This is a genomic window from Campylobacter sp. RM9331, assembly GCF_020137685.1.
Lineage (GTDB): Bacteria > Campylobacterota > Campylobacteria > Campylobacterales > Campylobacteraceae > Campylobacter_E.
Genome location: NZ_JACGBA010000004.1, coordinates 66,299 through 83,746 on the forward strand (window position 1 = coordinate 66,299; position 17,448 = coordinate 83,746).

Consider the following 17,448-nt stretch of genomic DNA (forward strand, 5'->3'; position numbering starts at 1 on the left):
AAAAGGAAAGGTTATGAAAGAAATTTATTTAGACAATAACGCTACTACTATGATAGACCCAAGCGTTTTTGAATTAATGAAGCCGTATTTAGAGAATATATATGGTAATCCAAATTCACTTCATCGCTATGGTCAAGCTACTCATAAAGCATTAAATGATGCTTTAAATAAATTATATAGCGGATTAGGAGCGAGTGATTTAGATGATGTGATTATTACATCTTGTGCTACTGAAAGCATAAACTGGGTTTTAAAAGGAATTTATTTTGATGAGATTTTAAATAAAGATAAAAACGAAATCATTATAAGTGGGGTTGAACACCCAGCAGTTGGTGCAGCCTGTGCTTTTTTAGAAGCTAGATTAGGTGTTAAGGTTAAAACTTTACCTGTAAATAGCGAAGGTACTTGCAATGTTGATGATTTAAAAGCAATGATAAGCGATAAAACAGCACTTGTGAATGTTATGTGGGCGAATAATGAAACAGGAATGATTTTCCCTATTAAGGAATTAGCTCAAGTTGCACACGAGCACGGAGCTTTATTTCACACTGATGCAACCCAAGCAGTTGGTAAAATAAAAGTTGATTTTAGAAGTGCAGGAGTTGATTTTGCGTCATTTTCAGCACACAAATTCCACGGGCCAAAAGGCGTTGGTGGTCTTTATATAAAACAAGGTTTAAAACTTACTTCATTACTTCACGGCGGAGAGCATATGGGTGGTCGTAGAAGTGGGACATTAAATGTAGCTGGAATAGTTGGAATGGCAGAAGCGTTAAGACTTGCTAATTTAATGCTTGACTACGAAAACTCTCATATAAGAAGATTAAGAGATAAATTAGAAGATGAGATTTTAACAATTCCTGATGTTAGTGTAGTAGGAAGTAGGGCAAATAGAGTTCCTAATACTATTTTAGCAAGTATTAAGGGTGTTGAAGGTGAAGCGATGCTATGGGATTTAAATAAGGCTGGAATTGCAGCAAGTACAGGAAGTGCTTGTGCTTCTGAAACTCTTGAGAGTAATCCTATTATGGAAGCAATAGGAGCTGAAGCTGATTTAGCTCATACGGCTTTAAGATTAAGTCTTAGTCGTTTTAATACAGAAAGTGAAATTGATTACGCAGCAGAACAAATTAAAGCAGCAGCTAAGCGTTTAAGAGCAATTTCTAGCACTTACGCTTATTCTCCAAGCTGGCTTAAAAAGGATAAATAATGGCAAAAAATAATTTAATAAGTGGTTCAATTTGGGATGAATATTCACAAAAAGTTCAAGATTTAATGAATAATCCAATTCATATGGGTGAGCTTACAGAAGAAGACGCAAAAGCTACTAATACAAGATTAATAGTTGCTGATTTTGGAGCTGAAAGTTGTGGCGATGCTGTTAGGCTTTATTGGTTAGTAGATGAAGCTACTAATATTATTAAGGACGCAAAATTTAAAAGCTTTGGCTGTGGGACTGCAATTGCTAGTAGTGATACAATGGCAGGACTTTGTATAGGTAAAAGTGTTGATGAAGCTGTAAAAATTACAAATATAGATGTGGAATTTGCAATGCGTGATAATCCTGATACTCCTGCAGTTCCACCTCAAAAAATGCACTGCAGTGTAATGGCGTATGATGTTATAAAAGCTGCAGCAGCTCAATATAAAGGTATTAACCCTGAAGATTTTGAAGATGAGATTATAGTTTGTGAATGTGCTAGAGTAAGCTTAAAAACTATTAAAGAAGTAATAAAATTAAATGATTTAAAATCAGTTGAGCAAATTACTCAATATACTAAAGCAGGTGGCTTTTGCAAATCTTGTGTAAGACCTGGTGGTCATGAAAAAAGAGAGTATTATTTGGTTGATATATTGGCTGAAACTAGAGCTGAAATGGATAAAGAACGCTTGAAAAAAGCTAATTTAAGTGATAATTTTGATGATTTAACCGTTGTAAAACAAATTAAAGCAGTTGAAGAATTATTAGATACTGAAATTCGCCCAATGCTACATATGGATGGTGGAGATTTAGAAGTAATTGATATTCAAAAAAGTAGCGATGGAATGTGTGATTTATATATTAGATATCTAGGCGCATGTAGTGGCTGTTCTAGTGGAAGCACTGGGACATTATATGCTATTGAAAATATTCTTCAAGAAAATCTTAGTCCAAACATTAGAGTAATTCCAGTGTGATTACAAAATAGGAAATATTTTTATTTCCTATTTTAATTTTTCTTATTACATATCACTCATAATATTGCTAAAGAATTTAAAATCAAATATAGTGTGTGTTGCACGCAAAATATAGTGAATTTTTTAAAATTACTTGATGATAAAAGTTACTTAAAGCTTTAATTATAAGGTTTTAAATAACTTTTAAAAGTATAAAAACTAATATATAAATAACACATATAATTTTTATAAAACTTAATAAAACGTACGAAATTAAATTAGCGTTGAAAGTAATTTAAGGTTTTAACTAAATAAACTTAAAAAACTATTTTATAAAAACTTTTTATAACTCTAATACAACGAAGTTTTAAATTAACTTTTAAAAATAATCTTAATTAAAACCTATAGGCTAAATCTAATATCATATTTAATTATTAAACAAAAAATATTAGATAAACCAAATTTATAAGAAAATAAATTAATTTTGTAATTTATTTTCACTTAATAATCTTGTTAATTCTCCTGCTTTTGCTGGGGTCATTTTTGCTAGTATTGATGATATTTTTTTAGCTTCAAGACTTAAAAATATTTTTATAACTTCTTTTTCATCCATTGTTTCTAAAATAGCCGCCGCCGCCGCATCTTTCATCTTAGCATAGGCATTTGATACTTTATTTATTTTATTTTCTGTAATTTCATTTTTTAATTGTCTAATTTCGGCTAAAATTTTTGCATTATTGTTTCTAATTTCATCTAATTTATCTTGTTCTTTTTTTATCTCTTCTAACATTGCTAAGTTTTTTTCTTCTTTTTCTTTTTGAATAGCTAAAAAAGCAGCCTTATAGCTTTCTAATGCTTGTTTTGCTTCATCTAGCTCTTCTATTTTTCTATCCATTTGTATTTGTTGGCTAGCAAAATAAGCGCTACAATCTTGTGCGTAAGTAAAAGAGATTAAACTCATAAGAATTAATAATTTTTTCAAGATTTTTCCTTTTTTAACATTGTTATTAAAATACCAATCATAATTAAAGCAAATCCAATTATTTGAACGATTAATAAGCTTGTCCCTAACCATAAATATCCAATAATTGCAGCAGCTAATGGTTCGTTTGATGATATTAGACTAGCTTTACTTGCTCCTATTTCTTGCAAACCAACCATAAAAAAACCAAAAGCCATAGTAGTTCCAACTACAATTACTCCTAACATAGCAAGTATTAATTCTAAATCAATTTGCACTTCAAATTCCCAAATCTTTTGATATAGACAAAAAGCAATTCCTGCAATAAGCATAGCAAAACCTAAATTAGGTAAAGGAGAATAAATCATATTAATTTTTCTAGGAATAATTGCATAGCAAACTGCTCCAATTGATGATAAAAAGCATACAATTAAAGCCTTAGTAGAGATTACAAATTTATTAAAATCACCATTAGTTGATAGCAAAAAAGCTCCACATAATACACAAATTAAAGCTAGAATTTCATATATGTTAGGAAATCTTTTTTGTTCAAAACATACGATTAGCACTATAAAAACAGGGGCTGTATATTGAATTACGGTAGCAATTGCAGCATTGCTTAATTCAATTCCGTAAAAGTATGTATATTGACACATAAAAATGCCGAAAAATGAAAATATTAATAATGTAAATAGGTGTTTTGTGTTTTTAAAAATTAAAAAATTAATTTTGATTTTTCTTATTAAACAAAATAAAAGCATTAATATTCCAGCAAATAATAATCTTAATGGCACTAGAAAATCAGCATTTAAGCCTTTTTTTAAGAATATAAATTCTCCACAAACACCACTAAATCCCCAGCAAATTCCACCTAAAAAAACTAAAATTACCCCATAATTTTTACTCATATTAATCCTTTAGGCAATTATAGTTTAAATGCTATTTTATTTGCTTAATTTTTTAGATTAATTAATTTATTTTACTAAACACTTAAAGTGATTATAAATTAAATAAATAGTATGGATTTTATAATAATAATTATTAGAATTTAAAATAATTTTTCAGTTTATTTTAAAATTAAATAATTAAAATAAAAATATAATTTTAATTTAAGGAGATTAAGATGAAAGTCTTAAAAAAAGTTTCAAGTTCATTGGTTTTAGCTACTATGCTAATGGGGGGGGGTAATTTATTTGCTTTAAGCGAAGGTAATGAATACATTACATTAAGCACTCCTATCCCAAATGCTCAAAATTCAGTTTATGAAGTATGGTCTTATAGATGCACGCATTGTTATTCGCATCATAAAGCAAAAACTATGGAAAAAATCCAAGCTGCATTCCCTGATGTAAAAGTTGGATATTTATTGGTAAAAACTATGGGAGATTATGGCAAGCAAGCTGCTGAAGTTTTAGCTTATGCACAAAATGAAGATGAAAAAGCAGGAAGAAAAGTTGCTGACGCACATAGCTTACACCATAAAGTAAGTGATGCTTATTTTTCAGCTTATTTTAAGAAAAATCAAAGATGGGGAAATGGTGCTGAGCCAGATAAATTTTATGAAACAGGTCTAAAAGCTTTAGGAATTGATAAAGCAAAATTAGATGAGTTTTTAGCTACTCCTAAGGCTCAAGAAATCATTGCTTCTTATGAAATCGCTGACCCTATTTCAAAGAATTTCGGAACTCCAGGTTTTGTAGTTAATGGAAAATATGAAGTAAATATTTCAAAAATTGGCTCGCCTGAAGCTTTAGTTGAGGTTATTAAAGAATTACTTAGTATGTAAGGAGTTTTGCTATGAAGCTTCTTAATAAATTAACAAGCCTACAAGAAGGTAGGCTTTTATGGATATTAATGGTTGTTGTTACACTAGGTCTTACTTGTGTAGCACATTATTTCTTTCAAGATTATTTATATATGCAGCCTTGCGAACAATGCGTATATATTAGATATGCAATGATAGTAATGGCAATAGGTGGCATAATAGCAGCTATTTATCCACATCAACTAACTAGAATTATTGGATATACTTTAGGTTTTTATGGTTGTTTAATAGGTTTTGGATTTTGTATAACTTTAAATGAAATTCACGAAGCAGTGCATAATGCAAATGCTTTTGGTGGAGTGCAAGGTTGTAGAGAAATTCCAATATATCCTTTTGCATTGCCTTTACACGAATTAGCACCAGGTTGGTTTTTACCTACTGGAGAATGTGGTCTTGATAATCCTATCGTGCCTGAAGATGCTTATGCTACTTTAAGTTCTTTTCAACAATTTTTTGTAGGAACTGAAGCGGGCGATTTTGAAGATGGATTTTATTCGCAAGGTTGGTATTTAATACCTAGTTTGCATTTTATGAATATGGCAATTGCATGTTTATTATGCTTTGTATGTTGTTTTGTTGCACTTTTAGCAATGTTTATAGGCTTTATATCAAAACCTTGCAAATGTGCAAAAATTGGTGCTATTATTGTAATAGCTGTTACTTTGATTTTATTTTTTAGTGGAAATGCTATTAAAGCAGCAAAAATTGCTTCAATGGCAGCTGGAATTTGAATATATTAATTTTTTAAAGGAGATTAAAATGAAAAAGGTATTGAGTTTATTTGCAGCAGCTGCAATTCTTTCAACAAGTGCTTATGCTATAGGTGGTGCTAGTGGTGCTAAGACTGATTATCACAAACAAGGCAAAATCGGTGAATTAGTAATGAACCCTTATAAAATCGCTCCACTTACTGCAGTTATTAAAAATGGTGGTTATAAATTAAGCGATGTTAGCGTTGAAATTGTTCCTAAGGAAAACGGAGTTCCTTTAAAATATAATGTTGCTAATAAATTTTTATTAACTCATGGTGGAATTCCAGTTTTTGGACTATATCCTAATTATTACAATACGGTTAAGGTTAGCTATACAAAAGAAGCAAATGGCAAAAAAGAAAGAGTAGAAAACGAAGTTTATGAAATGTATGCTAGTGCTATTTATGTAGAAGCTAGTGGAATTAAATTCCAAAAAGCTGCATTATTTAGTGAAGCTAAAGTAAATAAAATTGACCCAGAATTTAAAGATAGACTTTATTTTGTAAATAATATTGAAGAAAAAAGTGGAGCAGGAACTAAAGTAGTATGGAATAACCCAACAGGTGGGGCATTAGAATGGAATTACTATCCGCAAAACTTTATCATTGATACAACAGGAGAAGTTAGATGGTATATGTTAGCTACTCCAATTTATGACCTTGATAGCTCAACTATGGCTGGTGTTATGATGGGCTTTAAACAAGATACTGATGGTGCTTTAGTTTGGGGATATGGTCAAAGATATGCAAAATATGACATAATGGGAAGAGAGATTTTCAATCGTCGCTTACCTGCAAACTATATTGACTATTCACACCAACTTGATGTTGCAGCTAATGGAAATTATTTTTTAAGAGTTGCTAGTGCAAATACACTTCGCCCTGATGGTAAAAATGTAAGAACGGTAAGAGATGTTATCGTAGAAATTGATAGAGATGGTAATGTGGTTGATGATTGGAGATTATACGAAATACTTGACCCATATAGAGATATAGCATTAAAAGTTCTTGACCAAGGTGCAGTATGTTTAAATATTGATGCAAATAAAGCAGGTCAAACTTTAAGTGCTGAAGAATTAGCAAAACTTGATAGTAGTGATAAGTTTGGAGATATTGTTGGAACTGGAGCAGGTCGCAACTGGGCTCATGTAAATAGCGTTAGTTATGACCCAAGTGATGATAGTATTATCATTTCATCTCGCCATCAAAATGCGGTTGTAAAAATTGGTCGTGATAAAAAAATCAAGTGGATTTTAGGTGCTCACAAAGGTTGGAAAGATGAGTTTAAAAAATACTTATTACAACCTGTAGATAATAAAGGTAAAAAAATTGAGTGTGATGATGAATATAGTAAATGTCCAGGATATGAAAATCCTGAAGGTGGATTTGACTTCACTTGGACTCAACACACAGCTTATAGAATTCATGAATTAAGTAAAAAAGGTGTTACTTATATAACCGTATTTGATAACGGAGATAGTCGTGGTATGGAACAACCTGCGTTTCCAACTGATAAATACTCTCGTGCAGTTGTTTATAAAATAGATGAGAAAAAAATGAGCGTTGAACAAGTTTGGGAATACGGCAAACAAAGAGGTCATGAATGGTATAGCCCTGTAACTTCTCTAGCTCAATATAATGCAGATAAGAACTCAATTTTTGCGTATTCGGCTACTGCGGGAGCTAATTTTGATTTAGCAAATGGAGCATTCACTTCAGCGCCAAATCCATACATTATGGAATTTAAATATGGCTCAACTACTCCTAGCGTTGAAATCCAATTAAAAGATACAACAGGCTATCAAGCGTGGCCGTTTGATTTAGGCAAAGCACTTAGTAAATAAGTAAAAAAGAACTAGAATTATTTCTAGTTCTTTAAATTCTTAATAAAATGTATAGCAATACCTAAGGCTTTTTTGCAATCTTCTTGCTCTCCTAAGCCGCAAGATTTTTTAAAATATTTAAACGCTTTAAATAAATTATTATGTTTTACATACAAAATAGCTATATTTTTACAAGAAATCGCATTATCCATATTACAAGCTTTTAAATGATTTTCAAAACCTAATTTTTCGTTTTTCATCTTATTATTATATAAATATAATTGCCCTAAATTAAAGCAAGAATTTTGGTCATTTAACTTGCAATAATGTTCAAATATTTTAGCGGTTCTATCTAAGTTAGTATTTGTATTTATATATACGAAGGCTAATTGCATACAAGCATCTTTTATATTTGCTTTACAACCTTTAAATAAATATGGTTCTGCTTTAATATCATCTTTTAAAGTATTAGAATAAAATATACCTAAATTCCCACAAGAAATTCCATCATTATTATTATACTCACAAGATAATTTATAATAATATTCAGCCTTTTGTAAGCTATCTGGATTGTTTTCTTCATTATAAATAGTTGCTAAATTATTACAAGCTTTATATGATTTTTCATTACAAGAGATTATGTATAGTTCTTTTGCTTTTTCTAAATCACATTCAACGCCTAAACATTTGTGATATTTTAAAGCTTCTTTATAATAATCTTGCGAAAAAGCAATCACGCTAATTAATGCGATTAATAATATTTTTTTCATTTTTTCTCCTTTTTTTCAAGTGTCTTATTTTATTATAATTAAATATCATTTAGCAATTTAGTATTATTGATAGTAATTTTTAATTTATTTAAAAATAAAAATAATAATTGTTATAAATTTCTTGCTAATATTTCAATACTTTAAAATATTATTTAAGGAGAAAAATTGAAAAAGTTAGCTTTAACAATTCTAGCAAGCAGTGTGCTTTTGGCAAATGGTGTGGTGAATGTCTATACTTCAAGGCATTATGATTCGGACAAAATCGTATTTGACGCATTTACAGCAAAAACAGGTATCAAGGTTAATTTAGTTCAGGATAAAATCGACCCACTTATTACTAAACTAGAGCAAGAAGGCAAAGATACTCAAGCTGATTTGTTTATGACAGTTGGAGCTGGGGATTTATACAAAGCAAAATCAAAAGGCTTATTACAACCTTACTTATCAAAAATAGTTGATGAAAAAGTTCCTGCAAAATTTAGTGATAAAGACAAAACTTGGGCAGGAGTAACCTATAGAGCTAGAGTATTTGTGTATGACCCAAAACAAATTAACGAAAAAGACCTTAGCACTTATGAAGCATTAGCTGATGAGAAGTTTAAGGGCAAGGTTTTAACTCGTTCATCAACAGCTTCATATAATCGCCATTTAATAGCATTTATGATAGCAAAAGATGGGCTTAACCAAACTCAAGATTGGGCTAAAAAATTAGTTGCTAATTTTGCAAGAGAGCCAAAAGGCAATGATAGAGACCAAGCAAAAGCAATTGTAAGTGGCACAGGGGCAATTGCTATTATGAATAGCTATTATCTAGGTAGAATGTCAGTATCAAAAGACCCGATTGAACAAGAAGTATTCAAAAATCTTAAAATATTCTTCCCAAATCAAAACGATGGTGGAACGCATATAAATATAAGTGGAGCAGGTATTACAAAATATGCTAAAAATGCAAAAGAAGCAACCGCTTTAATGGAGTTTTTAGTAAGTAAAGAAGCTCAAGAGATTTTAGCTCAAACAAATTACGAATTTCCAGTAAATAGCGAAGCAAGTCCTGCTGATGTAGTTAAATCATGGGGTGAGTTTAAAGCAAGTGAAATTGATTTTAACGAAATAGCAAAAAATCTTGAAACCGCTCAAGTAGTAGCTGATAAGGCTTTATGGAAGTGAGAAGATTAAGCGATTTTTTAGCTTATTTGATATTATTTATAATATTAATTCCTATTTTTTATATTATATTTTTTATAACACAGCCGATTAAAGAAAATACGGCTGTGTTATTTGATAGCTACTTAGTAGAATATCTAAAAAATACAGGAATTATTGTGCTATTTACCCTTATTTTTTCTACGATTATTGGGGTATTTTTAGCTTATTTTGAGAGTTTTTATGAGTTTAGATTTAGGAAATTTTTTAAGTTTTGCTTGGTTTTACCTTTTGCAATTCCTAGCTATTTGTTTGCCTATGTTTATGCTGATTTTTTCTCTTATTTTTCTTGGTTTAATATATTTTTAAGAGATACATTTAATATTAAAATCCATTTTGATATGATGAATATTTATGGAGTTATTTTTGTATTTTCAATATCGTTTTTTCCTTATACTTACATACTTACAAGGGGATTTTTAGCTAGATTTGCTTCTAGTTTAATTTATAGTGCAAGAAGTCTAGGTAAAAATGAATTTGAGATATTTTTTAAAGTCATTTTGCCTTTATCAAGACCTGTTATTGTAGCTGGTGCAAGTTTGTGTGCTATGGAGACACTTAATGCTTATGGAGCGCCGAATTATTATGGTCTGCATGTATTTAGCACAGGTATTTACAAAGCTTGGATTGGATATGGGGATTTAAATGCTGCTATTAAATTAGCTGTGATTTTATTATTAATAGTATTTTTTATCTTATTTATTGAGAAAATCACTCAAAGACCTTATGAATTAGGCTCAAAACAATATGCACTAACAAGGACACAACTTAGCAAAAAAGCCGAAATAATTGTGCTTAGCTTGTTTTTTGTAATTTTATTTATTAGCTTTATTTTGCCTGTTATTCACATTTTAATATGGTTTAAGAGAAGTTATTTTGATGTTGATTATGCTAATTTATTTGCTCTTAGCAAAAATAGCTTTTTTTTAAGTGTAGTTTCTAGTGTGATTATTTTGATAATTGCTTTATTTTTAGCAGCAAATCAACGCTTTAAAAACAATAAATCAAAATTAATAATAAGCTCTTTAGCAAATATGGGCTATAGTATTCCTGGTTCTGTTGTAGCTGTTTGTATGCTTGTAATGTTTATTTTCATAGATAGAAGTTTGGCTTCTTTTTATTCTTACTTAGGAATTAATAAGAGTTTGTTTTTAACCTTAAGTCCTATGATTTTGATATTTGCTTATGTTGTTAGATTTTTATCATTAGGTTTTAATTCAATTAATTCAGGGCTTAATAGACTGCCTAGCTCACTAACTAATGCAAGGCATAGCTTGGGGATAAATCCTTTTAAAGGTTTTTTTAAGGTTGAGTTTGTTTTGATAATCCCTAGTTTGCTTAGTTCATTTATATTGATTTTTATTGAAGTAATTAAAGAATTGCCTTTAGCAAGTTTGCTTGCTACGAGTGAATTTAAAACCCTTTCGTTTGAGATGGATAGATATGCAAGTGATGAGCAGCTTGCTATGGTTAGTGCTCCTGCACTTGTGGTTGTATTAACTTGCTTTATATTATTAGTTATATTTAATTTGATTAAGGAAAGAAAATGAATTATTTTGAGTTTAAAAATGTGAGTTTTGGATACGAAAAGCCACTTTTTACAAATCTTAGCTTTAGTTTAAAACAAGGAGAAAAATTAGCCATCCTAGGAGAAAGTGGCAGTGGTAAAAGCACAATTTTAAAGCTAATTGCAGGATTTAACGAGCTAAAACAAGGAGAAATCTTTTTAGATAATGAAAATATTAGCAAAATTCCAGCTTATAAAAGAAATATAGGATTTTTATTCCAAGATTATGCTTTATTTCCACATTTAAATGTATTAGAAAATGTTATGTTTGGTATAAAAGATAAAGATAAAAAACAAATTGCCTTAGATATTTTAAATTCTTTAGATATAAAAAATCTTTTTAATTCTTATCCTAAGACTTTAAGTGGTGGTCAGCAACAACGCGTCGCACTTGCAAGGTGTATTGCTCAAAAGCCTAAATTATTGCTTTTAGATGAGCCTTTTTGTGCATTAGATGCTAATTTACGCTCTAGTGTTAGGACATTTGTTTTGGATTTTTTGAACAATTTAAACTTAACTTGCATTATGGTAACTCACGATTTAGCTGATGTGAATGCTTTTAAATCTTCAGTTTTAACATTAAAATGTGTATAAACTACACACTTTTTGAATTTTTTTACAAAAAGTTATTAAAAATGTTAAAAATTATTTTAAAATGAGCTTTTTAAAATTAATCAAAGGATTATTATGAGAACGCAAAACAACTCATTTTCGCTTGTTATTTTAACAGCGTTATTTTTTATGATGGGCTTTTTAACCGTTTTAAACGATATTTTAATCCCACATCTTAAAGAACTTTTTGAATTAACTTATTTTCAATCATCTTTAGTTCAATTTTGCTTTTTTGGAGCGTATTTTATAACTTCTGCATTTTTTGGTAAGCTAATTCAAAAAATTGGCTATCAAAATGGTGTTGTAGGTGGATTTTTATTAGCCGCATTAGGTGCTATTTTATTCTATCCTGCAGCAGGAACTCATAGTTATGCTATATTTTTAGGTGCTTTATTTGTTTTAGCTAGTGGGGTAGTGTTACTTCAAGTTACAGGAAATCCTTTCGTTACTTTATTATCACCTAGTGGTAAAGAAGCAAGAAATTTAGCTTTAGTTCAAGCATTTAATTCACTTGGAACAACCGTTGGACCATTTTTTGGTAGCTTATTTATCTTAAGTTCAACTACAAATTTAAGCTTAGAAGAAAAAATAAGCTCGGTTCAATTACCTTATTTAGGAATTGCAGTTGCACTAATTGTTTTAGGAATTTTTGTGAAGTTTTTCATAAAATTACCTGATGTAAGAATTACAGCAGAAGAAATTAGCGAAAACGCACACGATACAAGAACAAGTGCTTGGCAATATAAACACTTGGTTTTAGGTGCTATTGGGATTTTTTGCTATGTTGGTGCTGAAGTTGCTATCGGCTCATTTTTAATTCTTTATTTAATGCCTATTTTAAATATCACTCAAGTAGAAGGTGCTAGTATGATAGCTTATTATTGGGGTGGAGCTATGGTAGGTCGCTTTATTGGAAGTTATATAATGAATTATATTAAACCTGCTTATTGTTTAGCATTCAATGCGGTTATTGCTATGACGCTTTTATTGTGTGCTATTTTAATTGGTGGAGAATTGGGTGCTTACGCAGTTTTAGGTGTTGGATTTTTTAACTCTATTATGTTTCCAACTATTTTTTCACTTGCTACAAATGGACTTGGTCGCTGCACTTCTCAAGCTTCAGGAATTATTTGTATAGCAATCGTTGGTGGAGCTATTATCCCTCCTATTCAAGGAATACTTGCTGATATTGTTAATTTACATATATCTTTCATTATTCCTGCGATTTGCTATTTATATATTTTATTCTTTGCAGTTAAAGGTTATAAATGCAAGTAAGAATTTGAATTCAGATTTTTCTGAATTCAAATCTTAAATCTTAACCATAAAAATCCAAGCACAGCAGAACAACAACTAGCACTTAAAACTGCTAATTTTGCACTATTAAAAATTGCTTCATTTCCTTCAAAAACTAATGTATTTATAAAAAAGCTCATTGTAAAGCCAATTCCTGTTAATATACTAGCTCCGTATAAAATCTTTTTGCTAGATGGTAAGGTCGCACCTAGTTTATTAGCAAGTAAGCAAAAACTAAATACTCCTAATTGCTTTCCAATAAATAAACCAAAAAATATTCCAAAAAATACACTATTTAAATTATCTAAATTAAACTCAAGCAATACCCCAGCATTAAATAAAGCAAATATAGGCAATATTGCATAATTTACATAAGGGGTTAAATCGTGCATAATTTGCTCTAAAAATTCTTTATTGTCTTTAGTATGTAAAGGGATAAAAAATGCGCAAAGCATTCCAGCTAAAGTAGTATGAACTCCACTTTCTAAAACACAAACCCAAATAAAAGCACCTACTATTAAATAAAACATTTTGTAAGTGCAATGGAAAATATTTAATATAAATAATAACCCAACACCAATAGAGCCTAAAACAAGAGAAATATATAAAAGGTCATTTGTATAAAATATCGCAATTATAATAATTGCAGCAATATCATCAAATATTGCAAGGCTTAATAAAAATACTCTTACACTATTTGGAACATAGTTTTTTAGCATTAATAAAATAGCAATAGCAAACGCCGTATCAGTTCCTGTTGGAATTGCAAATCCACTTAATCTATAAGTATCAAAAAAATTAAATATAGAATATATTAAAGCAGGAACCATAATTCCACCTAAAGCACCAGCAAGCGGTAATAATCTTTTGCTATTTGTATTTAGTTCTCCGCATAGAATTTCTTTTTTTACTTCAAGTCCAATCCAAAAGAAAAATATAGCAACCAATCCATCATTTACCCATAAAAACAATGGTTTGCTTAAAGAATAATCTAAAAAGCTAATAGATGCTCTAGCTTCTAAACAAGCATTGTAAAATTCACTAAATGAAGAATTTTTTAAAAATATTGCTAAAAATGTCATAAATAATAATAAAAATGCAGGTAAAAGTTCGTTGTTTTTGATTTTTGATAACATTTCTCTCCTTTTAAATAAATTAAATAAAACATTCTTAGTAAAAAATGCTTGATTTAAAGAATTGTAAAGGTTTTAAAAGCGATATTTACTCTGATAATAATTAAAAAAAATAAATAAAAGTTTATAAAAGATAATAATTTTTATTATTTAATAATTTAAAAATAAAATTAAAATTCCTATTTTAAATTCTTGAATTTAAAATAGGATATTTGAATTATTTTGTTGTATCTGGAAGTTTTTCAATATAAAGGCTAGTTGAAGGGAAAGCAAAACTTAGACCATTTTTCTCAACTATTTTCATAATTTCCATTAATATTTTGCTTTTTTCATCATAATATTGTTTAGCACTAACGCTTTTTATATAAAAGTATAGCTCTACATTGATACTACTTGCAGCAAAATCATCTAGCCAAACATAAATTGATGATTTAAAGCCTTCTAAATCATTGACAGAAATTAAATTTTGTTTGTAATAATTTTTGTTTTTGTGTTGAAATACATCATCGTTTTCGTTAGCAATTATATTATTGCTTGTCAGCAATTCTTTTATATCGTTTATAAAATTTTGTATTTGCTCTGTGCTTGCGTCGTATGTCAAGCCAACGCTCATTCTTACTCTTCTACCATATTTTCTTTTTGAATAATTTTTTATATTTCCATTTAATATCGTAGAATTTGGGATAAATACTAAGCAGTTATCAAAAGTTCTTATGGTTGTTTTTCTAAGACCTGTTTCAACTATTGTTCCTTCTATTCCGTTAATTTCTACCCAATCACTTTGAGAAAATGAATTATCAAATAACATTAAAACAGAAGCAAAAAAGTTAGCGATAATATCTTTTGCAGCAAGTGCAACTGCTAAACCACCAATACCTAATGAAGCAATAATTGCTGAAATATCAAAACCTAATTTAGCAAGTATGATTAATATAGCTATGAAGACTATTATAAAATATAGTATTTTTAGCATAAGATTTATTATTTCTTTTTTACCGCTTCTTTTAGCAATTTTTGAAATAATTATTACTCCGTATCCATCTAAGATAGTTATTAATAACCAAGTAAATGCCATAGTATTAATAATGCCAAATAGCGTTAGTATAAGTGTCATAATTGGAGCAGGATAGAACGCTATTAGAAAACATAACCATAAACCATATATATAAAATAAAGCAATTAATGGTTTTGTTGATTTTTGTAATAATTGCAATGAATGATCATCATGGTTTTTCTTAAATACTCTTAAAATTATTGCAAAAATTATTTTAAGAACTAATTTTTTTAATAAAAATATAAATAGCATTATAAGAGTGCATATTATCACTTTGCCAGGGTTTATATATTTATTTACTTCTTCTGGAAAATATGAATTAAATTTGCTTAAAAATTTATTAGTATCTAGTTGCTTAAAAATATCATTAGTGGTAAATATATCTGTATTTAGTCTAAGATATGTTAAAAGTTCTACATAAGAATTGATTTTAATTTTTACCTCTTGGTTATCACTTGTATAATTACTAATCGTTTTTATGCGTTCATCTATTAGATTTTTTAAATCTGTTTTATGCTCTTCTTTAGAATTTAGATAAGAAATAATTTCTAATAAACATTCATAAAAATTTTGTTCTACTGCTTGTAAAATTTTATCATTATTAGTTTTTTTAATATCTTTTAATATGTTTTTGTCTAAATTCTCTGGTGTAATTAGGGTTGGAAATATTGCTAAGATTTGATTTTTTTCATTTTTTAATTCTTTGATTTCAGAATTTATTTTGAGTTTATTTTGGCTGTTTTCATCTTTTTCATCAGCTAAAAATTTATTTAATTCTTCTATTTTTATGTTTTTAGTAGAAAAATTATCAATATTATTTAATAGCTCATTAGAATATAAAAAAACCCCAAATAATAGTATAAATAAAATTCTCATTTAATATCCTTTAATGGCTTAAAGTGTCCGTCATTAGGGCAGTATTCATAGATTTCTCCTGTTTCTATTAAAAAATACCAAGCTCTAATTTTTAATTTATTCTCATCAATTCTTTTTTGAACTTCAGGATAGCCTAATAAATTCTCATAGCTATTTAAAATATTTGCTTTTTCTATCATCCAAGACCTTAATGCGTATTGACCTTCGTAGTGGTTTAGTTCTAATGTAAAATCAACTTGTTGTTTAATATCATCAATTAAAGAAACCCATTTTTTTACGTTAGGTAAAAGTTCTGCTTTTTTACTAGGAATATCTTTACATCCACCGCAGTTGCTATGCCCACATATTATTACATTTTCAACATTTAACGCATATAAAGCATATTCAATAGCTGAAGTTGTTGCTAAATATTCATCTTTTACACGATATGGTGGGATAATATTTGCTATATTTCTTACAACAAATAATTCTCCTGGAACTGTTGAAGTTATTAGATTAGGAATTACTCTTGAATCAGCACAACCTATAAATAATGTATGTGGATTTTGCTCTTCTTTTAAGTCTTTAAATAAGTCTTTATGTTCTAAAAACCCTTCTTGCATAAATTGCAATGCGCCTTTTATTAATTTATCCATTTTTTATCCTTGTTAAAAAGCGAAATTATATAAAAAAATTTCAATGAGATATTAACTAACTTAGTTATAATCAAGTGCATTTAATAATAACAAGGAGACAATTATGAGTTTATACGAAAGAACTCGCACTAGTTCAGCAATTCGCTCAGATGCTGCTATTTTTGTAAGAGATACATATATGTATTTTGCACTTTCACTAGTTGCAGCTACTTTAGGAGCTTATTTAGGTGCTACTTATTTAGCTAGTTTTTTAGTTGGCAATATTTGGGCTAGTATAGGAACGCTTATAGTAGAAATTGCCTTAATTATGATATTAAATAGAAAAAGTGAGGTAACTAATGGTGCTATTGCTATGCTATTTGCATTTGCATTTATTAGTGGATTAAGCCTTACTGGAATTATTTATATTACTTTACAAAGTCAAGCAGGTGCTACAATTATTGCTCAAGCTTTATTCTTAACAACTTTAGCTTTTGCAGGTCTTAGTGTTTTTGCATTTACAACTAAAAGGGATTTTAGCGTTTTTGCTAAAGGATTTTTTATAGTTTTATTAATTATGATAGGTGCGTCTTTATTAAACCTATTTTTCCAAAGCCACCTTTTACATTTAATAGTTTCTTGTGTTGGAGCAATAGTATTTAGCTTCTTTATCATTTATGATACTCAAATGATAATTCGTGGAGCTTATCAAACACCAATTCAAGGTGCAATTGCTTTATACCTTGACTTTATTAATTTATTTATATCTTTATTAAATATCTTAAGAAGCATTAGAGACTAATTTT

The 17,448-nt window shown here is 28.9% G+C and carries 16 protein-coding genes; 10 read left to right on the top strand and 6 right to left on the bottom strand.

Features of this window, described 5'->3' with window-relative positions:
• Positions 1-13: 13 nt before the first annotated feature.
• Both AVBRAN9331_RS02885 and AVBRAN9331_RS02890 read left to right on the top strand, forming a co-directional pair.
• Positions 14-1,210, top strand: a complete 1,197-nt coding sequence (locus AVBRAN9331_RS02885; protein WP_214116891.1) for a NifS family cysteine desulfurase — start codon at positions 14-16, stop codon at positions 1,208-1,210.
• Positions 1,210-2,178 carry an iron-sulfur cluster assembly scaffold protein gene (locus tag AVBRAN9331_RS02890; RefSeq protein ID WP_214116889.1) on the top strand — a complete coding sequence of 323 codons (969 nt, stop codon included), beginning with the start codon at positions 1,210-1,212 and terminating at the stop codon, positions 2,176-2,178. The genes AVBRAN9331_RS02885 and AVBRAN9331_RS02890 overlap by 1 nt, the downstream gene beginning before the upstream one ends.
• Before the next feature lie 457 nt (positions 2,179-2,635).
• Here AVBRAN9331_RS02890 and AVBRAN9331_RS02895 read toward each other — a convergent pair whose 3' ends face one another.
• Complete coding sequence (locus AVBRAN9331_RS02895; protein WP_214116887.1) at positions 2,636-3,139, bottom strand: magnesium transporter MgtE N-terminal domain-containing protein; 504 nt, start codon at positions 3,137-3,139, stop codon at positions 2,636-2,638.
• Entirely contained in the window at positions 3,136-4,026 is an 891-nt protein-coding gene (locus AVBRAN9331_RS02900; protein WP_336612359.1) for a DMT family transporter, read from the bottom strand. The genes AVBRAN9331_RS02895 and AVBRAN9331_RS02900 overlap by 4 nt, the downstream gene beginning before the upstream one ends.
• A gap of 215 nt (positions 4,027-4,241) precedes the next feature.
• On the opposite strand from AVBRAN9331_RS02900, the gene AVBRAN9331_RS02905 reads away from it, so the two are divergent.
• The 3 genes from AVBRAN9331_RS02905 to AVBRAN9331_RS02915 are packed head-to-tail and all read left to right on the top strand — an operon-like array spanning position 4,242 to position 7,538.
• Positions 4,242-4,904, top strand: a complete 663-nt coding sequence (locus AVBRAN9331_RS02905; RefSeq protein WP_214116882.1) for a thiol:disulfide interchange protein DsbA/DsbL — start codon at positions 4,242-4,244, stop codon at positions 4,902-4,904.
• 11 nt (positions 4,905-4,915) lie between these two features.
• On the top strand, positions 4,916-5,674 hold the full coding sequence (dsbI, locus tag AVBRAN9331_RS02910) for a protein-disulfide oxidoreductase DsbI (RefSeq protein ID WP_214119799.1): 759 nt from the start codon (positions 4,916-4,918) through the stop codon (positions 5,672-5,674).
• Positions 5,675-5,702: 28 nt separating this feature from the next.
• On the top strand, positions 5,703-7,538 hold the full coding sequence (locus AVBRAN9331_RS02915; RefSeq protein WP_214116876.1) for an aryl-sulfate sulfotransferase: 1,836 nt from the start codon (positions 5,703-5,705) through the stop codon (positions 7,536-7,538).
• A 23-nt stretch (positions 7,539-7,561) separates the two neighbouring features.
• Here the strand turns inward: AVBRAN9331_RS02915 and AVBRAN9331_RS02920 are convergent, their stop codons facing one another.
• Positions 7,562-8,287, bottom strand: coding sequence for a tetratricopeptide repeat protein (locus AVBRAN9331_RS02920; protein ID WP_336612360.1), 726 nt, complete (start codon positions 8,285-8,287; stop codon positions 7,562-7,564).
• A 165-nt stretch (positions 8,288-8,452) separates the two neighbouring features.
• On the opposite strand from AVBRAN9331_RS02920, the gene AVBRAN9331_RS02925 reads away from it, so the two are divergent.
• The 4 genes from AVBRAN9331_RS02925 to AVBRAN9331_RS02940 all read left to right on the top strand — a co-directional run bounded on the left by AVBRAN9331_RS02925 (position 8,453) and on the right by AVBRAN9331_RS02940 (position 12,947).
• Positions 8,453-9,454 (top strand): Fe(3+) ABC transporter substrate-binding protein, encoded by a 1,002-nt coding sequence (locus AVBRAN9331_RS02925; RefSeq protein ID WP_336612361.1) that lies wholly within the window; start codon positions 8,453-8,455, stop codon positions 9,452-9,454.
• Positions 9,451-11,040: an ABC transporter permease gene (locus tag AVBRAN9331_RS02930; protein WP_336612362.1), complete on the top strand. Its 1,590-nt coding sequence runs from the start codon at positions 9,451-9,453 to the stop codon at positions 11,038-11,040. The genes AVBRAN9331_RS02925 and AVBRAN9331_RS02930 overlap by 4 nt, the downstream gene beginning before the upstream one ends.
• Complete coding sequence (locus AVBRAN9331_RS02935) at positions 11,037-11,651, top strand: ABC transporter ATP-binding protein (RefSeq protein WP_214149893.1); 615 nt, start codon at positions 11,037-11,039, stop codon at positions 11,649-11,651. The genes AVBRAN9331_RS02930 and AVBRAN9331_RS02935 overlap by 4 nt, the downstream gene beginning before the upstream one ends.
• 93 nt (positions 11,652-11,744) lie before the next feature.
• Positions 11,745-12,947, top strand: a complete 1,203-nt coding sequence (locus tag AVBRAN9331_RS02940) for a sugar MFS transporter (protein ID WP_214149894.1) — start codon at positions 11,745-11,747, stop codon at positions 12,945-12,947.
• A 26-nt stretch (positions 12,948-12,973) separates the two neighbouring features.
• On the opposite strand, the gene nhaA is transcribed toward AVBRAN9331_RS02940, so the two are convergent.
• The 3 genes from nhaA to AVBRAN9331_RS02955 all read right to left on the bottom strand — a co-directional run bounded on the left by nhaA (position 12,974) and on the right by AVBRAN9331_RS02955 (position 16,663).
• A complete protein-coding gene (nhaA, locus tag AVBRAN9331_RS02945) occupies positions 12,974-14,101 on the bottom strand; it encodes a Na+/H+ antiporter NhaA (RefSeq protein ID WP_214116864.1) in 1,128 nt (375 codons plus the stop codon).
• 214 nt (positions 14,102-14,315) lie between these two features.
• Positions 14,316-16,028 (bottom strand): mechanosensitive ion channel family protein, encoded by a 1,713-nt coding sequence (locus tag AVBRAN9331_RS02950; protein ID WP_336612363.1) that lies wholly within the window; start codon positions 16,026-16,028, stop codon positions 14,316-14,318.
• The gene (locus AVBRAN9331_RS02955) at positions 16,025-16,663 is read right to left on the bottom strand and encodes a carbonic anhydrase (RefSeq protein ID WP_214116860.1); all 639 of its coding nucleotides are present in this window, start codon (positions 16,661-16,663) and stop codon (positions 16,025-16,027) included. The genes AVBRAN9331_RS02950 and AVBRAN9331_RS02955 overlap by 4 nt, the downstream gene beginning before the upstream one ends.
• Before the next feature lie 103 nt (positions 16,664-16,766).
• Here AVBRAN9331_RS02955 and AVBRAN9331_RS02960 point away from each other — a divergent pair, with 103 nt between their 5' ends.
• Positions 16,767-17,444: a Bax inhibitor-1/YccA family protein gene (locus AVBRAN9331_RS02960; RefSeq protein WP_239803051.1), complete on the top strand. Its 678-nt coding sequence runs from the start codon at positions 16,767-16,769 to the stop codon at positions 17,442-17,444.
• Positions 17,445-17,448 lie beyond the last annotated feature (4 nt).